This is a genomic window from Haematobacter sp. (assembly GCF_032102465.1).
In the GTDB taxonomy this organism is placed as follows: Bacteria; Pseudomonadota; Alphaproteobacteria; order Rhodobacterales; family Rhodobacteraceae; genus Haematobacter.
Map to the genome: position 1 here is coordinate 1 of NZ_DAMDHB010000051.1, position 18451 is coordinate 18451.

The following is an 18451-nucleotide window of genomic DNA, read 5'->3' on the forward strand; positions in this document are numbered from 1 at the left end:
ATGACTCGCCGCTTCCGCCGCCGTACCAATAATTTCCGATAAGAGACACTTATCGAATAAAATTACCCAGATTGCGGACGATCCCACTTCCGCGCGGAGCCAATGGCCTGTTAAAAGCCTTTCCCGGCTGCCTTTTTGAAGAAAGGCAGCGCCCCGCTCCCGAAGGTGACGGGACCATCAACCACTCCGGCCCCGAAACGCGGGAAAGCCATCTGCCCGTCCGTGAGAAACTCCACCCATGGGAGCGGAGCATAAGGGAGGGTCTTCAGAGCTTGGCGAGGAACGCTGATACGCGGGCCAGTCCCTCCTTGAGGATTGCCGGGTTATTGGCGTAGCCGATGCGCACATATCCCTCCATTCCGAGAGCGGAACCGGGAGTGAACATCACGCCCGTTTCCTTCAGCAAGGCCACGCAGAATTCCCGCGATGTCATGGGAAGATCAACCTTCACGAAGGCAGTGGTGCCGGAGCGCGGGCGGATCCAGGAAAGCTTCGGCTCCCCCGCGATCCACTCGGCCAACAGCGCCAGATTGCCCCGCGTGATCGCCTGAGATCGGGCGAGCACCCTGTCCCGCGCTTCCAGCGCCAGGGTGGCGAAGTGATCGTCCAGCATGCCGACGCTGATCGTGTCGTAGTCGCGCTGGATCATCACCGCCTCGATCACCTCGCGCGGGGCGGCGACCCAGCCCAGACGCAGCCCGGCGAGGCTGTAGGCCTTGGACATGCCCGCCGTTGAGATGCCCTTCTCATAGATGTCGGCCATGGAGGCGGTCATGCCGGAACCCTCCTGATCCGTGCCGCGATACACCTCGTCGCAGAGCACCCAGGCCCCCGCTCCGCGCGCGATCTCCGCGATCTCCTCGAGCATCCCGCGGTCGATGAGCGCCCCCGTCGGGTTGTTGGGATTGGTGAGCGCGATCAGCTTCGTGCCGGGCACCGCAAGTTCACGCAGCCGCACGAGATCGGGCAGCCATCCCCCTTCCGGCGTCAACTGCAGCAGATGGACATCCGCGCCGATGCTCTCCGGGATGGAATGGTGCTGCTGATAGGTAGGTACGATGGAAATCACCCGGTCGCCGCGTTCGACGAGGGCCCGATGGACCAGCATGTTCGCGCCGATCGTGCCATGGGTAACGATCACATTCTCCGGCGTCTGCCGGGCATAGAGCGCGGCAATGGCCTTGCGCAGCCGCTCCGAGCCTTCGATGGCGCCATAGGTCATCTTCATCGGCAGCAGGGCCGAAAGGTCGTCGTTCCGGCCCGCGAGGTCCAGAAGTTCCGCGATGGTCAGGCTCTCGACACAGGTCTCCGCGAGGTTCAGCTCGCACTGCGTCTCCCATTCGTTCATCCAGATCTCGACGCCGAAGGGTTCGATCTTCATTGCTTCTCTCCTTCAGTTGCGGCCCGGAACAGGGCCTCGGCCATGGCGATGTCCTCAAGGCCCAGGCCCACAGACCGGAAATAGGTCCGACCCGTCCCGGAAGGAAGCGGTGCCCGACCGGTCATCAGCTCCGCCAGATCGCCCCGGACGGCATCCGCCGACCAGCCGTGATCGCGGGCGGCAAGACGCATCTCTCCCGCCGTAGCCGGGGTGGTGGCGCGATAGTCGCAATAGACTTCCGCCTCGGTCAGAAAGGCCGGAGGCACCTCATGCGCATCGGGCGCATTTGTGCTGATCGAGGTGACGAGCACCCCGGGCGCGCAGAGGGCCGGGTCGATGACCGGCGTGCCGGAGGAGGTACAGAGCATCACCACATCCGCGTCGTGCACGGCCTCCGCCGCATTGGCGGCAAGCGTGACACCCGCGTCGCGCCAGTGCGCGGCCCGCGGTCCGTCACCCCCCAGCCCTGGAGAGAAGACGCGGACATCCGTCCAGGCCCGCAGCGGGGCGACATGCCGCCAATGCGCCAGCGCAACCGCGCCGGAACCGATGATGGCAAGCCGCGCGGCGTCCGCCGGGGCCAGCAGGTCAACGGCCAGAGCCGTCGTGCCGGCCGTCCGCTCCTGCGTCAGCCGGCTCGCGTCGCACAGGAGGAGCGGCTCGCCCGTCTGCATCGACATGAGCAGGGTCCAGGCGGTGATGAGCGGTCCGCCTTCCCGCGGCAGATAGGGGGAGAGCTTGGCACCGAACGTCTCCGGCATCGCGCCGAGGTAGGTGATGAAATCCCCCCCACCCTGCGGAAAGAGGGTCAGCGTCTGCGAGGGCTGGACAGCGGCCCCCTCCCCCAGCCGGGAAAAGAGGGCGCGCATCTCGGCGAGCGTGTCGATCCGGGAAAGAAGCCGCACCACGGCGGCGGCGTCGAGAACGAGGGTCATGGGCAGTTCCTTAAGGTCAGGCCGCTCCGGCTCACGCCGCGAGCGCCGCGATGGCGGCGCGGTGCAGATCGGGGGTGGCCGTGGCAAGACAGCGGTGGCCGGAAGAGATGGTGAGCGGCGCCCCCTCCCAGTCCGTGATCACGCCGCCCGCGCCCTCCACCACCGGCACCAAAGCGCAATAGTCGAACGGATCCAGCCCGGCGTCCAGCGCGATGTCCAGCCCGCCATCGGCTATCCGGGCGTAGGACATGGCGCTGCCGCCATAGACGCAGCCGCCCACGCGGGAGCGCAGATTGGAGAAGCGGTCCATCTCGTCGCTGTCCAGCGCTTCGGGATTGCCATTGGAGATGAACGCCCCCGCGAGGCCGGCACAGTCGCGCGACCGGATCGGGCGCCCGTTCCGGGTAGAAGGAAGGCCGGTCGCCCCCTCCCACCGCTCGCCCGTCACGGGGTTGTCGATGATGCCGAGAACGGGCGCGCCGCGATGGGCAAGCCCGATCAGCGTGCCGAAGACCGCGAACCCGGCGACGAATGCCTTGGTGCCATCTATCGGGTCGATGACCCAGACCCATTCGCGGTCCAGCCCGACATTCCCGAACTCCTCGCCCAGAATGCCATGCTCGGGATAGGCCTCGGAGATCATGGCGCGCAGATGCCGTTCGATCCTCTCATCCGTCTCCGTCACCGGGCTCATGTCCGACTTCAGCACATAGCTGCGCGCCGCCTCCGCCGCCGGGGCAAGAATGGCGCGGGCCGTATCGGCCAGCCGCCCGGCAAACCCCAGAAGGGCGGTGAGATCGTGGGTCATGTATCGTCCTTTCATGCGGCCCCGCGCGCGAGCCGCGTTTCCAGCGCCCGAAGCCCGCGCGTCAGCGTCCAGGCGATGAGCAGGTAGATGGCCGCCGCAGTGAGAAAGACCTCATAGGGCGCATAGGTGCGCGCGACGATCTGGCTCGCGCGGCCGGTCAGTTCGAGAATGGTGATGGTCGAGGCGATGGAGGTGGCCTTCATCATGCTGACCACTTCGTTGGAATAGGCGGGGAGCGCCACCCGCAGCGCCTGCGGCAGGATGACGAGCCGATAGACCTTCCAGCGCGAGAGGCCGATCGCCTCCCCCGCCTCCACCTGCCCCCGCGGCACGGTGGCCAGCGCGCCGCGGATGATGTTCGCCGTATAGCCCGCGGTATGCAGGGCGAGCGTCGCCACGGCACAGAACCACGCCTGCCGGAGCAAAGGCCAAAGGACGCTCTGCCGCACCTCGGGGAACTGGGCCAGCCCGTAATAGACAAGGAATATCTGCACAAGCAGCGGGGTGCCGCGGAAGAAGGCGATATAGCCTTCCGCCGGCCAGCGCAGCCAGCGCCGGTCCGACCGTGCCGCCAGTCCCAGCGGTACGGCCAGAAGTCCGCCGAACACCAGCGCCAGCGCAAGAAGCTGAAGCGTCACCCCGGAGGCTGCGAGGAGGCTGGGCAGGCTTTCAAGCATCAGCGCCCAGTTCATGCCGCACCCCGCGGACGTTCGCTGTCCACACGCCGCTCCAGACGCCGGATCAACAGGTTGGAGCCGGTCGTCAGCGCGAGATAGATCAGCGCCGCCGCCATGTAGAAATCGAAGGGAGAGCGGGTGACGGATGTACCCATCTTCGCATAGCCCATCAGGTCATGAAGTCCGACGACGGAAACGAGCGAGGTATCCTTCACCAGCGAAATCCAGTGATTGCCCAGCCCCGGCAGGGCAAACCGCGCCATCTGCGGCAGGCGCACGAGCCGGAAGACGGCGAACGGGCGCAGGCCGATGGCCTGTGCCGCCTCCACCTGCCCCTTCGGCACCGTCTGCCAAGCGCCGCGGATGATTTCCGCCGCATAGCCGCCAAACACGAGGCTGAGCGCCAGCGTTCCGGCGGCAAAGGGCGGGATCTCCAGATAGGTCCGCTCCCCCATCCAGACCGTCGCGGCGCGCGTAAGCGCGGTGGTGGAGCCAAAATAGACGATGAGGATGATGAGCAGTTCGGGCGTGCCCCGCATGACGAGGCTGAACCCCCGTCCGGCAGCCCGGAGCGGCGCGCGGCGGGAAAGCTGCGCCCCTGCCCCGGCCATCCCCCAGACAAGCCCGAGCGCGAGCGCGGCCAGCGCCACGGCGAGCGTGGTCAACGCTCCCCACGCCAGATCATCCCACCAGCCGGTCAGCGCCTCCACCGGTTACTGCCCGTCAGGACGGACGCGGAAATCCCAGTATTTTCCGCTCATCGCATCAAAGCTGCCGTCGGCGAAACTGGCGGTCAGCGCATTGTTCACCGCCTCGGTAAGCGCGGCATCCTCCTTGCGCAGACCAAGGCCGATCCCCGGTCCGAAATAGGAGACATCGTTGATCTCCGGCCCCACGAAGGCAAAGCCCTTTCCCTCGGGTTTCGACAGGAAGTCGTTGTCGAGCTTGATCGGCCCGGCGAACACTAGATCGAGGCGCCCCGCCTCAAGATCGAGGATCATGTCGTTGACCTTGTCGTATTCCACGACCGAGACGGAGGGATACTTCTCCGTCATGAATTTCGCATAGGTCGAGGCGCGCTGGATGCCCACCGTCAGCCCGTCGAGCCCCTCCGGGTCGATGCTGCCGTCTGCGTTCAGCGGATGGGCCTTCAAAGCCTCCTGACCCGCGAAACGGGCGGAGGAGGAACGGTAGGGCCGGGAGAAGTCGATGCTCTTCTGGCGTTCCTCCGTGATCGACATGGAGGCGGAGATCACGTCGAACTTGCCCGCCAGCAGCGCCGGGATCATCCCGTCCCAGTCCTGGCACAGAACAAGGGCTTCGCGGCCGATGCGGTCAGCCACCAGCTTGGCCACATCGACATCGAACCCTTTGATCTGGCCATCGCTGTCCTGATAGCCAAAGGGGGGATAGGTGCAGTCCACCCCGATACGCAGCGGAGAGGCAGCCTCTGCGGCGGAAACCATCGTGCCGAGGGCGAGGGCGAGAAGCGGCAGGCGGATCATGAGACCTCCGTGGGTCAGTGTTTCAACACACTGCCGAGAAAAGCCCGGCAGCGATCGGATTGAGGGGCGTCGAAAATCCGGGCGGGCGGACCTTCCTCTTCGATCCGGCCCTGATGCAGGAACAAAACCCTGTCGGATATCTCGCGCGCGAAACCCATCTCGTGCGTGACAAGAACCATCGTGCGGCCCTCCACCGCCAGCGAGCGCATCACAGCCAGCACCTCGCCTACCAGTTCGGGATCGAGGGCGGAGGTCGGCTCATCGAGCAGCAGAAGCTCCGGCTCCATGGCGAGCGCGCGGGCGATGGCCACCCGCTGTTGCTGTCCGCCGGAGAGCTGCGACGGATAATAGCCGGCGCGATCCGAAAGGCCGACGCGGCGCAGGTAGTGTTCCGCGCGCTCCCGTGCCTCTTTCCTTGACAGGCCGAGTACATGCACCGGCCCGGTCATGACATTCTCGACCGCCGTCATATGCGTCCAGAGGTTGAAGGACTGGAAGATCATTCCCATCCGCGCGCGGAGCGTGGCGAGCGCCGCGGGGCCGGGACGTATCCCCTCCCCCAACACCTCCTGCCCTGCGAAGGAGATCCCGCCCTCGTCCGGCATCTCAAGCAGATTCAGGCAGCGCAGAAAGGTGGATTTGCCGGAGCCGCTTGCCCCGATCATCGTGATGACCTCATGGCGATGCGCGCTCAGCCCTACGCCGTTCAGCACGGGTGTTCCGCCAAAGGACTTGCGGATCCGGTGCGCGAGCAGAAGCGGCTGGTCGTGTCTCTCGCTGCTCATGTGATCGTCTCCGAACGGGTTTGGGTCGGGTCAGGATGGATCCGTGAGTGCACCGTGAAAAGGTCCAATCCCGCTCTACTTATGGAGCCAATTCTACGAGGTGGTTTCCAGTTCGCCCAGACTTTCGGCAATTCTCGACACCAGCATCTCCATGGAACGGGGGGGTGTATTGCCGAAGCCCAGCACAAGGCCGCGCAGGTCGCGCCGCAGCAGCGCGTAGGAGGACAGCGCGGGCGCGTCGATCCAGCGCCGTCGCAGCAGAAGCGACAGACGGGCATCGTCGAGCGGCAGTCGCGCCCTCAATGTCATGTGAAGCCCCGCCTGCACGGCGGGTATCTCGAACACGGTGCGAAGCCGCCGGTCGAGAGCGGCGGCCAGCGCCTCCGCCCGCTCCCGGTAAATGCTGCGCATCTGCCGCAGATGAGCCGCAAGCCCGCCGCTCGCCATGAAATCCGCCACGATCCGCTGATGCGCGCCCGGCGCGGCCAGGGACAGGATGTCGTTCATGCCCGAGAACGCCGGAATAAGCCGTTCCGGCACAACCAGATAGGCGAGCTTCAGGCCCGGCGCCAACACCCGGTTGAGGCTCGAAACATGGATGATCTGTCCGGCGGCCGGCCCGGCCGCGAGGGGCGGAAGCGGTGTCCCCTCCCACCGGTGTTCGGAGTTGAAGTCATCCTCCACCAGCCAGACGCGGCGCTCCAGCGCCCACCGGCAGAGGGCATTGCGGCGCGCGGGCGTCATGTCACAGCCATAAGGATACTGCGCGACGGGGGAGACTATGGCGAGCCGGGCCTCCATCGCCGCAGGCGAGAACCGTGTGACATCGAGCCCCTGTCCATCCACCGGTTCCGGGCAGGGCCGCAAGCCGGTTGCCGTGAGCATTGCGGCCGCCGTGGCGTAACCCGGATCCTCGATCACCACGCCGTCCCCCACATCGCAAAGCACATGCGCGATGAGCATGAAGGCCTGCAGGCTTGACCCGACGACGATCACCTGCTCAGGCTGACAGTCGAGACCGCGGGCCTGCGAGAGGTAGCGCACGAGTTCCGCCCGCAACTCCTCATCTTCATTGCCATACCCCAGATCGCGCCGGGCCGCCCCTCGCCAGTAGCTTCGCGCGATACGGGCGAAAGCCTCCCGTGGGTAAAGGTCCAGTGCAGGAACGCCGGGCGAGAGGGCAAACTGGCCGCTGCGCTGCCAAGCGGGGTTGAGGTCGAGCGCGGCGGCGGCGCGCCGGGCCAGTGTCGGCTCCTCCGCGGCCCAGTTTCGCGGGGCCGGTGACTGGGGCAGATTGTCCTCCGGCAGCCGATGCTCCACATATGTCCCCGCCCCTGTCCGCGTTGCGAGATAGCCCTCCGCAACCAGTTGCGCATAAGCGGCCGTCACCGTGTTCCGCGAAAGGCCCAGATCCTTGGCGAGTATGCGGCTCGCCGGCAGGCGCTCCCCCCGCGCGAGCCGCCCGGCCTGCATGAGCCGCCGGAGTTCGGCCGCCAGCCCCTCCGTGAGCGATGCGGCGCCAAGTTCCTTTTCCCGCCGCATCTGCTGCGGCCGTATCAGGCTGGGCAGGCGGGACGTGGCTCCGGCCTGCCGGCTACCCATGGTCGGCGGCGCCTTCCGTTGATCGTGGATTGGCGGGATTCCTTTCCGAAACGACTGAGTGGCGCCTTCCGGAGCTTCGCATATATGCCGGAGAGATGGTTCGGGTCACGTGCCGGTATTCCACAGGAAAGGTTGAAGGATGAGTCATGGAGCCTGATGGTCGCTATTGGGCGCTACCCGCACCGTTGTCAGAGTCGGCACGCCCTCACTCCGCGAGGGTCAAAACCAAGCTGCCAACGGGCGAGCTATCAGATCACTGTGCAATACAGGGCGGCACCGCGCCAAGGGAGGATTTCGGACCGGCGAAGTCAGACACGTTGCCTCCCTCCAAGGGTGATCGTGAGGAGTTCGGCAAGCCGCCCGCCCGATCCTGAGCTGTCGCGGCTCGGTCGGAGCAGCGCCGATCCCTGCGGCGAACGCCCGAAGATACGCGCGGGCGGGGCTGGAGCTTCGGTGAGCACCTTGGGGGACCCCGGTCGTGATGCTGCATTCGTGGCACAGGAAAGTTTCAATGCAGCCCGTGATCCACGACGGCCCCGGACGGGTAGTGGCCCGGCCCTCTGCCCAGCACGTCCGACCGCAGCCCCGAGTAGTATCAATCACAACCAATCGCTGGGAAAGCCGGCCCTAGCCTTCAGTCCCGGGGGCAAGGACCGTGATCGTTGCGGTGCTGCCGGACACGAGCTGCAATTCGTCAGCCGGTGTATCGAACGTGATGCGCACCGGCACCCGCTGGGCCAGCCTCACCCATGTGAAGGTCGGCGTGACATTGGCCAGGTTGCCCACCCCGTCGCTGCGCTCGCGATCCTCGATGCCGGCGGCGATGCTGGTGACATGGCCGTAGAGCGGGCCGGACGCGCCCATGATGTCGATCCGGGCGCGATCGCCGGGATGAATGCGGGCAAGCTTGGTTTCTTCGAAATATCCCGCCGCGTAGAAGGAATCTGAATCGACCAGCACCGCGACCGGCATGGCCGAGGTCGCATAGTTGCCCGGCTGGAGCGAGAAGTTCGTGATCTTGCCGTTGACAGGCGCCCTCACGCTCGACCGTTCAAGGTTCAGCGCAGCCTGATCGCGGCTTGCGACCGCCGCGTCATAAGCGGCCTGTGCCTTCAGGAAACCGGCCCGCAACTCATCATGGCGGCTCAGGCTGATCACCTTGCTGCCGAGCAGCCGGTCGTTCCGCTCAAGCTCGCTCCGCGAGAATTCCAAGGCCGCGAGGCTGCCCTCTACTTGCGCCTCGGCCTGCTTCAGCGCGATCCTGAACCGCTCGGGATCGACGCGCAGCAGCACGTCGCCCTCGCGGACCTCCTGATTGTCACGAACCAGCACCTCGCTGACCAGCCCCGAGACATCGGGCGCGATCCGCACGACATCGGCGCGAATGCGTCCGTCCCGCGTCCACGGCGCCAGCATGTAATAGGACCAGAGCTGCTGGCCCACCACGGCGGCGCAGGCCACCATAGCGAGGGTCAGCAGGACACGGCCGGACAGGACCGGAGGAAGTTTCATCGTCTCATCCTTTGGCGAGATGGACCAGAAGGCCCAGAATCAGGATATAAAGCGCCAGATCGAACAGGGGCCGGTGCCAGACGTGGCGGTAGATGCCCACGCGCGCGATCAGGCGGCTTGCCAGCCGGTTCAGCACATAGGCCACGATCGCCAGCAGGAGCAGCGAAGGCACGAATACGCCGTAGATATCGATCTGGCCGTTCATGCCACGCGCTCCATTGCGGTCAGGGACAGCGGCGGGGGCGCGGGGCGGGTCTCCGGCGACAGGCACAGGCGCAGCGCGGCGAGCACTTGCGCCTCCTCCCGCGCCCGGTCGGCCCGGGCGGCGGCGAGGCATTCGTCCAGCAGCGCGAGCACAGCCGGGTCGATGCTCTCATGAACCAAGGCGCGCTGCCGGTAGAATCCGGCGACCTCATCGATCAGACGGGCCAGACGGGCACGGTCGGATGGCGTCCGCGCGGGCATCTGCTGCCGGAGCTCGGACAGGTTCACGCCCGCGCGCAGGTCACGCAGAAGATCGCCCAGCAGCAGAGGGGAATCCGCGGGCAACGCGGCGATCCTGCTGGCCATCTGGCCCATGACGTCGATCAGCCGCGACGACAGGCGCAGCCCGTGGGTGGCCGGGCGCCACGCCGTGGCGGCCACCTCGCGCCAGCCCGCGCGCAGCAGCCGGAACGCACTGGTTTCCGCCCCCACCGCGCGCACCAGCCCGCAGACCGTGATGGCCGTGATGACACCCAGCACTGTCGCGATGTTCGGATCGACGAAGGCTACGAAATCGAGGCTGAGCCGCGATTGCAGCGCCAGCATGAAGGGAAAGTTGATGCACAACCCCATGCCGACCATGAAGGTGCGCGGAATGGCGAGGAAGATGCCCGCCGGGATCAGGAAAAGGGCAAGCGCCGCGGCCAGCGACAGAAAGCCCTGAAGGAACGGCATCACCGCAAAGCTATAGATGAACGCGGCCAGCATCGCCCACAGCAGGACGGGGAGGAACTTGCGCATCACGGGCACGGGATTGTCCATCGTGGCCAGAATGCAGCAGAACACCCCGCCGATCTGCGGAATGAACAGCCCGTTGTGCCAGCCGCTGTAGATCCAGAGAACGGAGCCCACCATGATCGTCGCCACCGCCGCAAAGGCCGCGAGCGCCGCCATGCCGTGGTCGCGGTGGGGCGGGATCCAGTCGATGCCCGACAGGATCTCCCGGCTTTCGCGGGAAAGCTGCTCGCTGCGAAGATCGTCGCGCAGCGTGCCACAGTCGCGCCAGACGGCCACAAGGTCGGCCATCCGCCGGGTGGCGTTCGCGTAGAGCAGAGCCTCCCATTCGTCGGCCATCGGGCCGGAAGGCGCAGCCGTCGCAGGACTGTCTGCCACAGGGGCGTCCGCAGGGGGCGGCAGCGTCGCGCCAACGTGGGTCGCCTGCATCCACTCGGCCAGCCGGGCCTGCTCCAATCGCAGGCGCTCTGCGAGCGGGCTGCCCGCCAAGGCCGCGTGCTGGTCGCGCAGCGCCGAGAGCAGCGGCAGGACCAGCGCCATGCGATGCTGCAGCCCGTGCATCAGACGGTTCAGATCGCGGTGCGGACCGGTGTCATAGGCGACATGGGTGGCAAAGGCCCGCATCTCCACAGAATCGCCCGCCAACCGATGCAGCTCGCGGTGGAGCGTGGCGCGCTCCACAGCCGGGTTCAGCAGGTCCTGAACCAGTTTCGACGCATCGGCAAGCCAGGCGTCGGCCCGCGCCATCAGCACGGGCCCGGCATGACGCGGCAAGATCAACCGGCTGACCAGCGCCGCGCAGATGATCGCGATCGCGATCTCCTGAACGCGGGCCACCGCCGTGTCGAAGGCGAGCTGCGGCGTATCGACGATGGGCAGGCCTGCCAGCAGGACGGTATAACCCGACAGCAGGAAGAAATAGCTGCGCGGCGTCCGGTCCAGCAGGCTGATGTAGACGCAGAACCCGACCCAGAGCGCGATAGCCCCGATCAACAACCATGGCCCGTTGACGAGGCTCGGCAGCAGAGCCACCGTCATGATCCCGCCGACCACCGTGCCGAACAAGCGATAGACCGCCTTGGAGGTGATCGCTCCGGACAGCGGGTGGGCGACGATATAGACGGTGCCCACGGCCCAGAACGGCCGCGACAGATCGAACCGCAGCGCGATCCAGTAGGCCAGCATCGCCGCCGCGAAGGTCTTCACGGAAAAGATCACGTCATCGGCGGAAAAGAGGGGTCTGGCCGACATCCGCTACGCCTTTCTCTTGTCCAGTTTTTTCGCAAGGACCGCCCCCATCTGGTCCAGCAAGCGTTCGGCCGCCGCGACATCGTCGGGCGAGACCTCCGCCAGAAGCTCACGGCGGAGCTCCTGAAAGACCGCCTCGACAAGCGGTGCCATCGCGCAGCCGGCAGGCGTCAGGACCACGATCTTGGCGCGCCGGTCCGCTGGATCCTCCTGGCGCATCACCAGCCCCTCGCGTTCAAGGCTGTCGAGCGTGCGGACGATCGAGGTGCCCTCCAACCCCAGTTGGTGGGCCAGTTCATGCTGCCGCATCGGCGCATGGCTGCGATGCAGCACGACCAGCGGCAGGCCGGTCGCATCCGAAAGCCCACGATCCGACAGTGCCTGTGCAATGCTGCGCCGCCAGGCCTGAGCGACGGCGATCAGTTTCGGTCCGAAGTCCGTGTTGAGTCGGGGGTCAATAACATGCATCTGCATTAGATGCATTATCATCTAATTGAACGCAAGCCTGACCTTGGACGGATCAGTCGCGGGGAAGGAGAGCGGCTGCTCCGCCGCTAAGCGCCTGCTGAGCTCGCGAGAGGGACCGAAGTTGAAAGTCTTACGCACCGCGGCCCTCCCCGTGGGCGAAGCAAGCGAATAGCCTGCGCGCAGAGGGGCGAATGTGGATGACTCGTGATAAGGGGAACATGCAGTCATCGCCTTGCTATCCTGCCAGGCGATGCGTCCGGCCTTGCCGTCAACCTTGTGGAATCTCCGACGCATCGGGCAACGCTTTATCAAGTGCAATTCGCGCCATACCCATCGAAATATCGACAAAGCAGCTGGTGACGGTGACGGGCCGCCGTCAGGATCGGATCGCGCACCCCCGCGGGAAAACCAGCTGGCAAAGCCCCGGCCACCTCCGCGAAAACTCCGTCCGGCGTGGAAACCAGACGGCGCAGCGCCTCCTCGATCACGCCAGAGCCCAAGCCCGCCTGGCGGGCTGTCGTAACGAAATGACGGGGGTGGATCTGATCGATGCGATAGTGCCGCCCCGCCCCCTGTACCGCCATGGCGAGTTGCATCTGCTGGTGTCGTATTTGTCCTGAGGCCCGCGCAGGTTCCGCGCTCAGAATGTCGTAGAATGGTGTCAGCCGAAAGCCGCCAGGGCCCAGAAAGATCGAGAAATTCTTGGCATGTCCATCGGTCGCTCCGATCATCCAGAAAAAGATCTGGGCCGCCAGAAACGCTTCCCGATCCGCAACGCTGTGTATCGAGGCGGCGAGCAGGGAAAGGCAGCCTGCCATTCCCGGCCCGCCATCCTGCTCGTACTTGGCGACAGACCCGATGCCGAGCGCCTGGCAGAAATCCTCCTGCGGCAGGCGGAGTAACCGGGTTTCCGACCGGCTGCGATCAAACCGCTGAACCACGAGGGCGTCTATCCCGTCGAATTGTCCGATCCGCGCCTCGTTCACCGGGAAGCCGAAAGCGGCCGCCAGCTTCAGGCACAGAAATTCGTTCTCAAGACTTGAACTCATGTCGATGCCGTTCTGCAGATGTCCCGTGCGGGTCTTCAGAATATGGGTGCTCGGCGTCGTGCCCAATGGCAGGCGCCAGCCGTTATCCCAAAGAAGCGCCGTCTTTTCCTGCGCCCCCGCCACGGAAATCCGAAACGCCTAGTCGCGCTCGAGCCCCAGTGGGTGCCGGCCGAGATTGCGCAGCATGTGCCCGATCTGCCGGTCTGTGAGCGGCTCGCTTTCAACCCCCAAGAGAGTTGCGGGTCCTTCATCTTCCGGCAGGAATTGGAGAGCGCCGACGCAGTCCCTTCCGATGACCGAAAGGAGGGAAAATGGATCGTCTCCCCCTGCCCCCAGCCGTTCCGCCAAGGAACGCCGGAGAGCACCGTTGTCCGGCAAAAGGTTGTCGAAGACTGCGAGAACCCGTGGCCCCCGCAAGCTCCCGTCACCCAGCGGCAGGGACAGCGATACGGGAAAGGTGTGCTCCCACTCCAGCCACTCGGGATGATAGGCGAAGCTCGTCGCACCATCCCCCTCCCGGAGCAGCGTTCCGACGCGGCGGCCGTTCAGCGGCCGTTCATATGGACGGAAAGCGACATACGGGAGCGGCGACGGCCCATCAGAAGATGTCCTCGATTCCCGCACCGGCCTTGCGCGGGACGATCTGCCAGTCCAGATCCAGCGCCGCCGTGAGGGTGAAAAGCGTGGCGGCCGTGGGGTTCGTCAGACCGTTCTCGATGTTCGAGATATGATGTGGCTGGATCCCCGCCAGAGCCGCGAGTTCCGTCTGGGTCATCTTCTTCGCACGCCGCGCATTGCGGAGACTTTGTCCAAGGTCCTGTAACGAACGGATCGGTATCAAATTACACCATCGTGTATTTTCTATATTTATACATCATGGTGTAAATCGGCGCAATGACGATGAGTTCCGTGAGGGGAAAGCAAAATATCTTGCAAGGCGCAGAGAGTCGGGAGATAGTCACGGAAAAGCGCGGTCAAACGACAAATTTCGTGAACACGCCGCAAGCGGGCAGGCAGATGAGCAGAGATTACATCCAAGAAGATCTGAATCATGTCATTCGACAGCATTCGGAATGGCTTGCCAATCAGTTGCACGCTCAGCGCGAAAGCCTGTTTCCCCCGGACGCTCACAAGGAAATGCGGAAATTCACCTCCGGTGAGGCCGCGGCGCTGCTCGACGTCAACGACAGCTACCTGCGGAAATTGCATCTGGACGGCAAGGGTCCGGTTCCCGAGATGACCGGCGGAAATCGCCGCCTCTATTCTGCCCAGGATATTCTCCAGCTGCGACAGCTTCTTGAAAAGACAGCAAGAAAGCCGGGCGATTATCTTCCGGGCAGGCGCGAAGGCGACCACCTCCAGATCATCGGCGTGATGAATTTTAAAGGCGGGTCCGGGAAGACGACCACCTCCGCACATCTCGCGCAACGGCTGGCGCTCAAGGGGTATCGCGTTCTTGCCATAGACCTTGACCCGCAAGCCTCCATGACCGCGCTGCACGGGGTTCAGCCGGAATACGACCTGCAAGATGGCGGAACACTTTATGATGCGATCCGATACACCGACCCCGCCCCCATCAGCGCGGTGATTCGAAAAACTTACATACCGAATCTGGATCTGATCCCTGGGAACCTCGAACTGATGGAGTTTGAGCATGAGACGCCTCGCGCGCTTGCTCAGGGTCAGGCGGGGCTGTTTTTCTTTCGCGTCCGGGATGCTTTGGCGCAGGTGCAGGACGACTACGATGTCGTGGTGATCGACTGCCCGCCGCAACTCGGCTTCCTTACCATGTCGGCTCTTTCTGCAGCCACCGGCGTCTTGGTGACCATTCACCCGGAGATGCTGGATGTCATGTCGATGAGCCAGTTTCTCAGGATGACGGCCGACCTGATGGACGTGATCGCGGAAAGTGGCGCCGACATGTCGCATGACTGGATGCGTTATCTGCTGACCCGCTATGAGCCGACCGATGCGCCGCAAAATCGCATCGTGGCCTTCCTTCGAACCATGTATGGCGACAAGGTTCTGAATGCGCCCATGTTGAAATCCACGGCGATTTCCGATGCGGGCCTGACCAAACAGACCCTTTACGAGGTCGACCGTTCTGCCTTCACCCGCTCGACCTATGATCGGGCGATCGAAAGCGTGAATGCGGTCAACGACGAGATCGAGAAGCTGATTCAGCGGACTTGGGGGCGCGCATGAGCGACGGCAAGAAAAGGCGCATGTCGATCTTGGATAGCTTGGCACAAGCGGGGGAAACTCCGCCCGCTCCGTCCATGATGGTGACAAACCGGGCGTTGCGATCCGCACGCGATGCCGTCGATTCTCATCGCATATGGGAGCTTGATCCAGAGCAGATCGTCGATGATCGCACTGCGGATCGCCTTGATCCCAGTGACGTTGCCGATCTGCGGAACTCGATTGAGACCGTTGGCCAGACCGTCCCGATCCTCGTGAGGCGGGATGGGTCCAACCCGGACCGATACTTGCTCGTATATGGGCGGCGCCGTCTGGAAGCGATCCGGGGATCGGAACGAGTGACGAAAGTCCGCGCGATGATTGCCGCGATGGACGATACGGCAGCAATTCGCGCCCAGGCATCGGAGAATACGGGCAGGCGGGATCTCAGCTTCATCGAACGCGCGCTTTTCGCTCAGGAGTTGTTGGACTCCGGCTTCGGCACTCAAGCTGAAGTCGCTGAGGTGCTGAATGTCACCAAATCGGCAATTTCCATGTCGCTCGCGGTTGTCCGGATGGTCAGCCCGGAACTTTCCCGGGCGATTGGTCCCGCCGCCGGCATCGGACGCCCGCGCTGGGAAGCACTTGCTCAAGAAATAGAAAACACCGGTGTATCGCGGGACGACCTGATTGCCGTGGCGGAACGCACTCGCAATGAAGCCGGCGAAGAGACCGAGAATCCGTCGGCACTGGCGTTCGACGCGGTAGTCCGACGTTTACATAAATCGGTCAAAGACACCAGGACGCCCTCTGCCCGCTCAACCAGCGGACCCCTGACGCTTTCAGGCGAACCGGCTGGTCGGGCGACCCGCACAAGAGGGGGCGTCCGATTGGACGTTCGTACCGGAAACACGGATTTTGCCGACTGGCTGCAGGAGAATGCGGCCGGTCTGCTGGAAGAGCTTCACGCCCGCTGGAAAACGCGGAACTGAGGGCAGAACGAAAACAACAAGGAGGCACGACAGAGCCAAAGAAAAAGGTCCCGCAAAGCATACACCTCACGAGACCCCTTTGATCTTAGCACATCCAAGGTAGTCCCCACAGGCTTCGGCTGCAAGTCCCTTGTGATTCGCAGCGCGGGAATTCTTTGTCTTCGTGAACAGATATGACCTACAATCCACTGACGTCATTTCGGCGTCTGGTCAGTGCTGCGCAAATGGAGCAGCACAAGGCGCGGACGCAACCGCTGCCCCAAAGCTCCATGAGCAAATGGGATGTCTTGCGTGAGCTTGCGGAGGCCAAGAAGACGTTCGGGCTGACAGATCGCGACCTTGCAATCTTGCAGGCGCTGCTAAGCTTCTACCCCGGAACCGCTCTGGATGACCCCACGAAGCTCGTCGTATTTCCGTCCAATACGTCAATATGCGAGCGACTCAATGGTATGCCTTGCTCCACCATGCGCCGCCATCTGGCGAATCTTGTCGAAAGCGGGATGATCCTGCGCCGGGACAGCCCCAACGGTAAGCGGTATATGCGCAAGGGTGGCGCCGCCTTCGGTTTTGACCTGTCTCCCCTTCTACGTCGCTATTCCGAAATATGCACTGCTGCCCAACAATTACGCGACACTAAGGAGCAAATTGCATCCTTGAAGCAGAGCATTAGCCTCATGCGTCGGGACCTGTATGGGCTGATATCCTTTGCATCGGAGCAAGGAATAGTCGTCGATCCCGATGTTGAGGTCACTGCAAAAGACTGCGGTAACGCGTTGCGTCGTAAGCAGACACCGCAGGAATTGACTCAGCTCATCGTCAGGCTCGAGGAAGCCTTGCAATCACTAATAGATGTTCTGAGCGTCAAGTCGCCCAGCAAAACAGAAGAAGTGAGCATCAGCGACGCTCATAATGAGCAGCACATTCATAGTTCAGAGAAAGAACTATCTGAATCTGAGACGGCTCACCCTGCTTTGCGGCGATCAGACCCAGATAACGTAACATTGGAGCAAGTACTTCTCGCCTGCCCCAGTGCTCTATCGTTCTCGACCCATCAGGTCACCTCATGGGAAAAGTTAAACCAATTTGCTTCTGAAATGCGGAGTTGGTTAGGCATCGCCTCAGGCCTCTGGCAACATGCAAGCAAGTCAATGGGTGTGCATATGGCATCTGTTACTTTGTTATGTGTTCTTCAACGTGCCTCCAACATTCGTAATCCCGCCGCATACTTCCGCTCACTCCTATCTCGTCATGCCGCCGGGAAATTTTCACCAGGCTCCGCTATCCGGATCATGCTCAAGCAGGCAGAAAGTTCACAGCTGTGAACCACCAGTTACTGAGATGATCCTGTGCTCCGCAATAGGAGTGTGGGAGAGGATTTTCGCAGAAGAAAGCGACCCATTCACAAGACAGACAAATGGTGCATGACTACGCCAAGGCCAAGACCCCGCCCACGGTGATCCACAGTGAGCAGACGATGGCGGAACCGGCTTTACGCCAAACGGTAGAGACAGGCTATCGAGAATACGGCTAAGGCAATCGACGGCAGAGCAGTGGCCGGACAAGATGAGCGGGACACCGCAGTGACGCCGCCGCACACCAAGATCGGAGATGGCTGACACATGCTAGCGATTACGCGTGGTTCGCGATCCGCCATTGCGAACTGGTCTCGATCTCGTCGACGTCGTACTGTCGACAGCCGATGGATGGGGTGTTCATAACCCCAGACGGATGTGCATCCGGGACGAGGTGGCCACAGAACGCCGAGGTATGGCTCACGTCAGAAAGCGCAGATGCCGCCATTAGACCTGCTGGAAGGGGATCTTTTTTCCCGCAGCCATAATCAGTTCTTGTGAGAAGTCGATCGCACTTAATCGACTCGCCTTCCAATCAAGGTGGAACACCTCCTCAAGGTGTGCGAAAAACAATGTCCGGTCGAGCCGACGCCATGTTTGCTGAGGGTAGACTTAGGGTCAAGCCTCAATCAAGGCCACCAGATGACGATGGCAGCAATAGCGACGGCTGAGGCGAAGTTGATTGCGAGTTTGTCGTAGCGTGTGTCGACCCGACGCCAGTCTTTGAGACGGCAGAAGGCGCGCTCGATGAGGTTTCTGCCGCCGTAGGCTTCGGCGTCTTGGGGGATGGGGGCTTTGCGCGATCTGGTCGAGGAGATGACAGCCTAGGTTTTGGTTGCTGCAGGACGATCACGCAGGCTGCCCGCATCATAGCCCTTGTCGGCCACAAGGCGGGCCGGCGCGTTAGCGTCCGCGCACGTGGTGTAATTTCAGCGCCTTCGACGGTGTAATCCCGGG

At 63.5% G+C, this 18451-nt stretch carries 19 protein-coding genes; 3 read left to right on the forward strand and 16 right to left on the reverse strand.

Features of this window, described 5'->3' with window-relative positions; all coding sequences use genetic code 11:
- Positions 1-265: 265 nt before the first annotated feature.
- From RT513_RS19105 to RT513_RS19170, 15 genes are all read right to left on the reverse strand, one after another.
- Positions 266-1381, reverse strand: coding sequence for an aminotransferase (locus RT513_RS19105; protein ID WP_290688587.1), 1116 nt, complete (start codon positions 1379-1381; stop codon positions 266-268).
- Entirely contained in the window at positions 1378-2316 is a 939-nt protein-coding gene (locus RT513_RS19110; protein WP_290688589.1) for an ornithine cyclodeaminase family protein, read from the reverse strand. Before RT513_RS19110 ends, RT513_RS19105 begins: the two co-directional genes overlap by 4 nt.
- A gap of 31 nt (positions 2317-2347) precedes the next feature.
- Entirely contained in the window at positions 2348-3124 is a 777-nt protein-coding gene (locus RT513_RS19115; RefSeq protein ID WP_290688591.1) for an inositol monophosphatase family protein, read from the reverse strand.
- An 11-nt stretch (positions 3125-3135) separates the two neighbouring features.
- Positions 3136-3816: an ABC transporter permease gene (locus tag RT513_RS19120; RefSeq protein WP_290688593.1), complete on the reverse strand. Its 681-nt coding sequence runs from the start codon at positions 3814-3816 to the stop codon at positions 3136-3138.
- On the reverse strand, positions 3813-4511 hold the full coding sequence (locus tag RT513_RS19125) for an ABC transporter permease (protein ID WP_290688595.1): 699 nt from the start codon (positions 4509-4511) through the stop codon (positions 3813-3815). The genes RT513_RS19120 and RT513_RS19125 overlap by 4 nt, the downstream gene beginning before the upstream one ends.
- Positions 4512-4514: 3 nt before the next feature.
- On the reverse strand, positions 4515-5306 hold the full coding sequence (locus RT513_RS19130) for a transporter substrate-binding domain-containing protein (protein WP_290688597.1): 792 nt from the start codon (positions 5304-5306) through the stop codon (positions 4515-4517).
- A gap of 14 nt (positions 5307-5320) precedes the next feature.
- Complete coding sequence (locus RT513_RS19135) at positions 5321-6091, reverse strand: ABC transporter ATP-binding protein (protein WP_290688599.1); 771 nt, start codon at positions 6089-6091, stop codon at positions 5321-5323.
- A 93-nt stretch (positions 6092-6184) separates the two neighbouring features.
- Positions 6185-7693 (reverse strand): PLP-dependent aminotransferase family protein, encoded by a 1509-nt coding sequence (locus RT513_RS19140; RefSeq protein ID WP_290688601.1) that lies wholly within the window; start codon positions 7691-7693, stop codon positions 6185-6187.
- Positions 7694-8320: 627 nt separating this feature from the next.
- Complete coding sequence (locus tag RT513_RS19145) at positions 8321-9205, reverse strand: HlyD family secretion protein (protein WP_290688603.1); 885 nt, start codon at positions 9203-9205, stop codon at positions 8321-8323.
- Positions 9206-9209: 4 nt separating this feature from the next.
- Complete coding sequence (locus RT513_RS19150; protein ID WP_290688605.1) at positions 9210-9410, reverse strand: DUF1656 domain-containing protein; 201 nt, start codon at positions 9408-9410, stop codon at positions 9210-9212.
- On the reverse strand, positions 9407-11455 hold the full coding sequence (locus tag RT513_RS19155; protein ID WP_290688607.1) for an FUSC family protein: 2049 nt from the start codon (positions 11453-11455) through the stop codon (positions 9407-9409). Before RT513_RS19155 ends, RT513_RS19150 begins: the two co-directional genes overlap by 4 nt.
- A 3-nt stretch (positions 11456-11458) precedes the next feature.
- Positions 11459-11920, reverse strand: coding sequence for a MarR family transcriptional regulator (locus RT513_RS19160; protein ID WP_313534305.1), 462 nt, complete (start codon positions 11918-11920; stop codon positions 11459-11461).
- A gap of 308 nt (positions 11921-12228) precedes the next feature.
- Complete coding sequence (locus RT513_RS19165; RefSeq protein ID WP_290688611.1) at positions 12229-13092, reverse strand: HipA domain-containing protein; 864 nt, start codon at positions 13090-13092, stop codon at positions 12229-12231.
- Positions 13093-13107: 15 nt separating this feature from the next.
- Positions 13108-13593, reverse strand: a complete 486-nt coding sequence (locus tag RT513_RS20910; protein ID WP_409518432.1) for a HipA N-terminal domain-containing protein — start codon at positions 13591-13593, stop codon at positions 13108-13110.
- Positions 13568-13810, reverse strand: a complete 243-nt coding sequence (locus RT513_RS19170; protein ID WP_290688613.1) for a helix-turn-helix domain-containing protein — start codon at positions 13808-13810, stop codon at positions 13568-13570. The genes RT513_RS20910 and RT513_RS19170 overlap by 26 nt, the downstream gene beginning before the upstream one ends.
- Positions 13811-13986: 176 nt before the next feature.
- Between RT513_RS19170 and repA the strand changes: the two genes are divergently transcribed.
- The 3 genes from repA to repC all read left to right on the forward strand — a co-directional run bounded on the left by repA (position 13987) and on the right by repC (position 17464).
- Positions 13987-15174 carry a plasmid partitioning protein RepA gene (gene repA, locus RT513_RS19175; RefSeq protein WP_290688619.1) on the forward strand — a complete coding sequence of 396 codons (1188 nt, stop codon included), beginning with the start codon at positions 13987-13989 and terminating at the stop codon, positions 15172-15174.
- Positions 15171-16142, forward strand: coding sequence for a plasmid partitioning protein RepB (gene repB / locus RT513_RS19180; RefSeq protein WP_290688615.1), 972 nt, complete (start codon positions 15171-15173; stop codon positions 16140-16142). Before repA ends, repB begins: the two co-directional genes overlap by 4 nt.
- A gap of 173 nt (positions 16143-16315) precedes the next feature.
- Complete coding sequence (repC, locus tag RT513_RS19185; RefSeq protein ID WP_290688617.1) at positions 16316-17464, forward strand: plasmid replication protein RepC; 1149 nt, start codon at positions 16316-16318, stop codon at positions 17462-17464.
- Positions 17465-18123: 659 nt separating this feature from the next.
- Here the strand turns inward: repC and RT513_RS19190 are convergent.
- Entirely contained in the window at positions 18124-18312 is a 189-nt protein-coding gene (locus tag RT513_RS19190) for a transposase (protein ID WP_290688621.1), read from the reverse strand.
- Between the last annotated feature and the right edge of the window lie 139 nt (positions 18313-18451).

Excerpts from the sequence above, each read along its gene's own strand:
- RT513_RS19105 (WP_290688587.1), bottom strand. The coding sequence starts at position 1,381 with ATGAAGATCGAACCCTTCGGCGTCGAGATCTGGATGAACGAATGGGAG.
- RT513_RS19110 (WP_290688589.1), bottom strand. The coding sequence starts at position 2,316 with ATGACCCTCGTTCTCGACGCCGCCGCCGTGGTGCGGCTTCTTTCCCGG.
- RT513_RS19115 (WP_290688591.1), bottom strand. The coding sequence starts at position 3,124 with ATGACCCACGATCTCACCGCCCTTCTGGGGTTTGCCGGGCGGCTGGCC.
- RT513_RS19120 (WP_290688593.1), bottom strand. The coding sequence starts at position 3,816 with ATGAACTGGGCGCTGATGCTTGAAAGCCTGCCCAGCCTCCTCGCAGCC.
- RT513_RS19130 (WP_290688597.1), bottom strand. The coding sequence starts at position 5,306 with ATGATCCGCCTGCCGCTTCTCGCCCTCGCCCTCGGCACGATGGTTTCC.
- RT513_RS19135 (WP_290688599.1), bottom strand. The coding sequence starts at position 6,091 with ATGAGCAGCGAGAGACACGACCAGCCGCTTCTGCTCGCGCACCGGATC.
- RT513_RS19140 (WP_290688601.1), bottom strand. The coding sequence starts at position 7,693 with ATGGGTAGCCGGCAGGCCGGAGCCACGTCCCGCCTGCCCAGCCTGATA.
- RT513_RS19145 (WP_290688603.1), bottom strand. The coding sequence starts at position 9,205 with ATGAAACTTCCTCCGGTCCTGTCCGGCCGTGTCCTGCTGACCCTCGCT.
- RT513_RS19150 (WP_290688605.1), bottom strand. The coding sequence starts at position 9,410 with ATGAACGGCCAGATCGATATCTACGGCGTATTCGTGCCTTCGCTGCTC.
- RT513_RS19155 (WP_290688607.1), bottom strand. The coding sequence starts at position 11,455 with ATGTCGGCCAGACCCCTCTTTTCCGCCGATGACGTGATCTTTTCCGTG.
- RT513_RS19160 (WP_313534305.1), bottom strand. The coding sequence starts at position 11,920 with ATGCATGTTATTGACCCCCGACTCAACACGGACTTCGGACCGAAACTG.
- repA (WP_290688619.1), top strand. The coding sequence starts at position 13,987 with ATGAGCAGAGATTACATCCAAGAAGATCTGAATCATGTCATTCGACAG.
- repB (WP_290688615.1), top strand. The coding sequence starts at position 15,171 with ATGAGCGACGGCAAGAAAAGGCGCATGTCGATCTTGGATAGCTTGGCA.
- repC (WP_290688617.1), top strand. The coding sequence starts at position 16,316 with ATGACCTACAATCCACTGACGTCATTTCGGCGTCTGGTCAGTGCTGCG.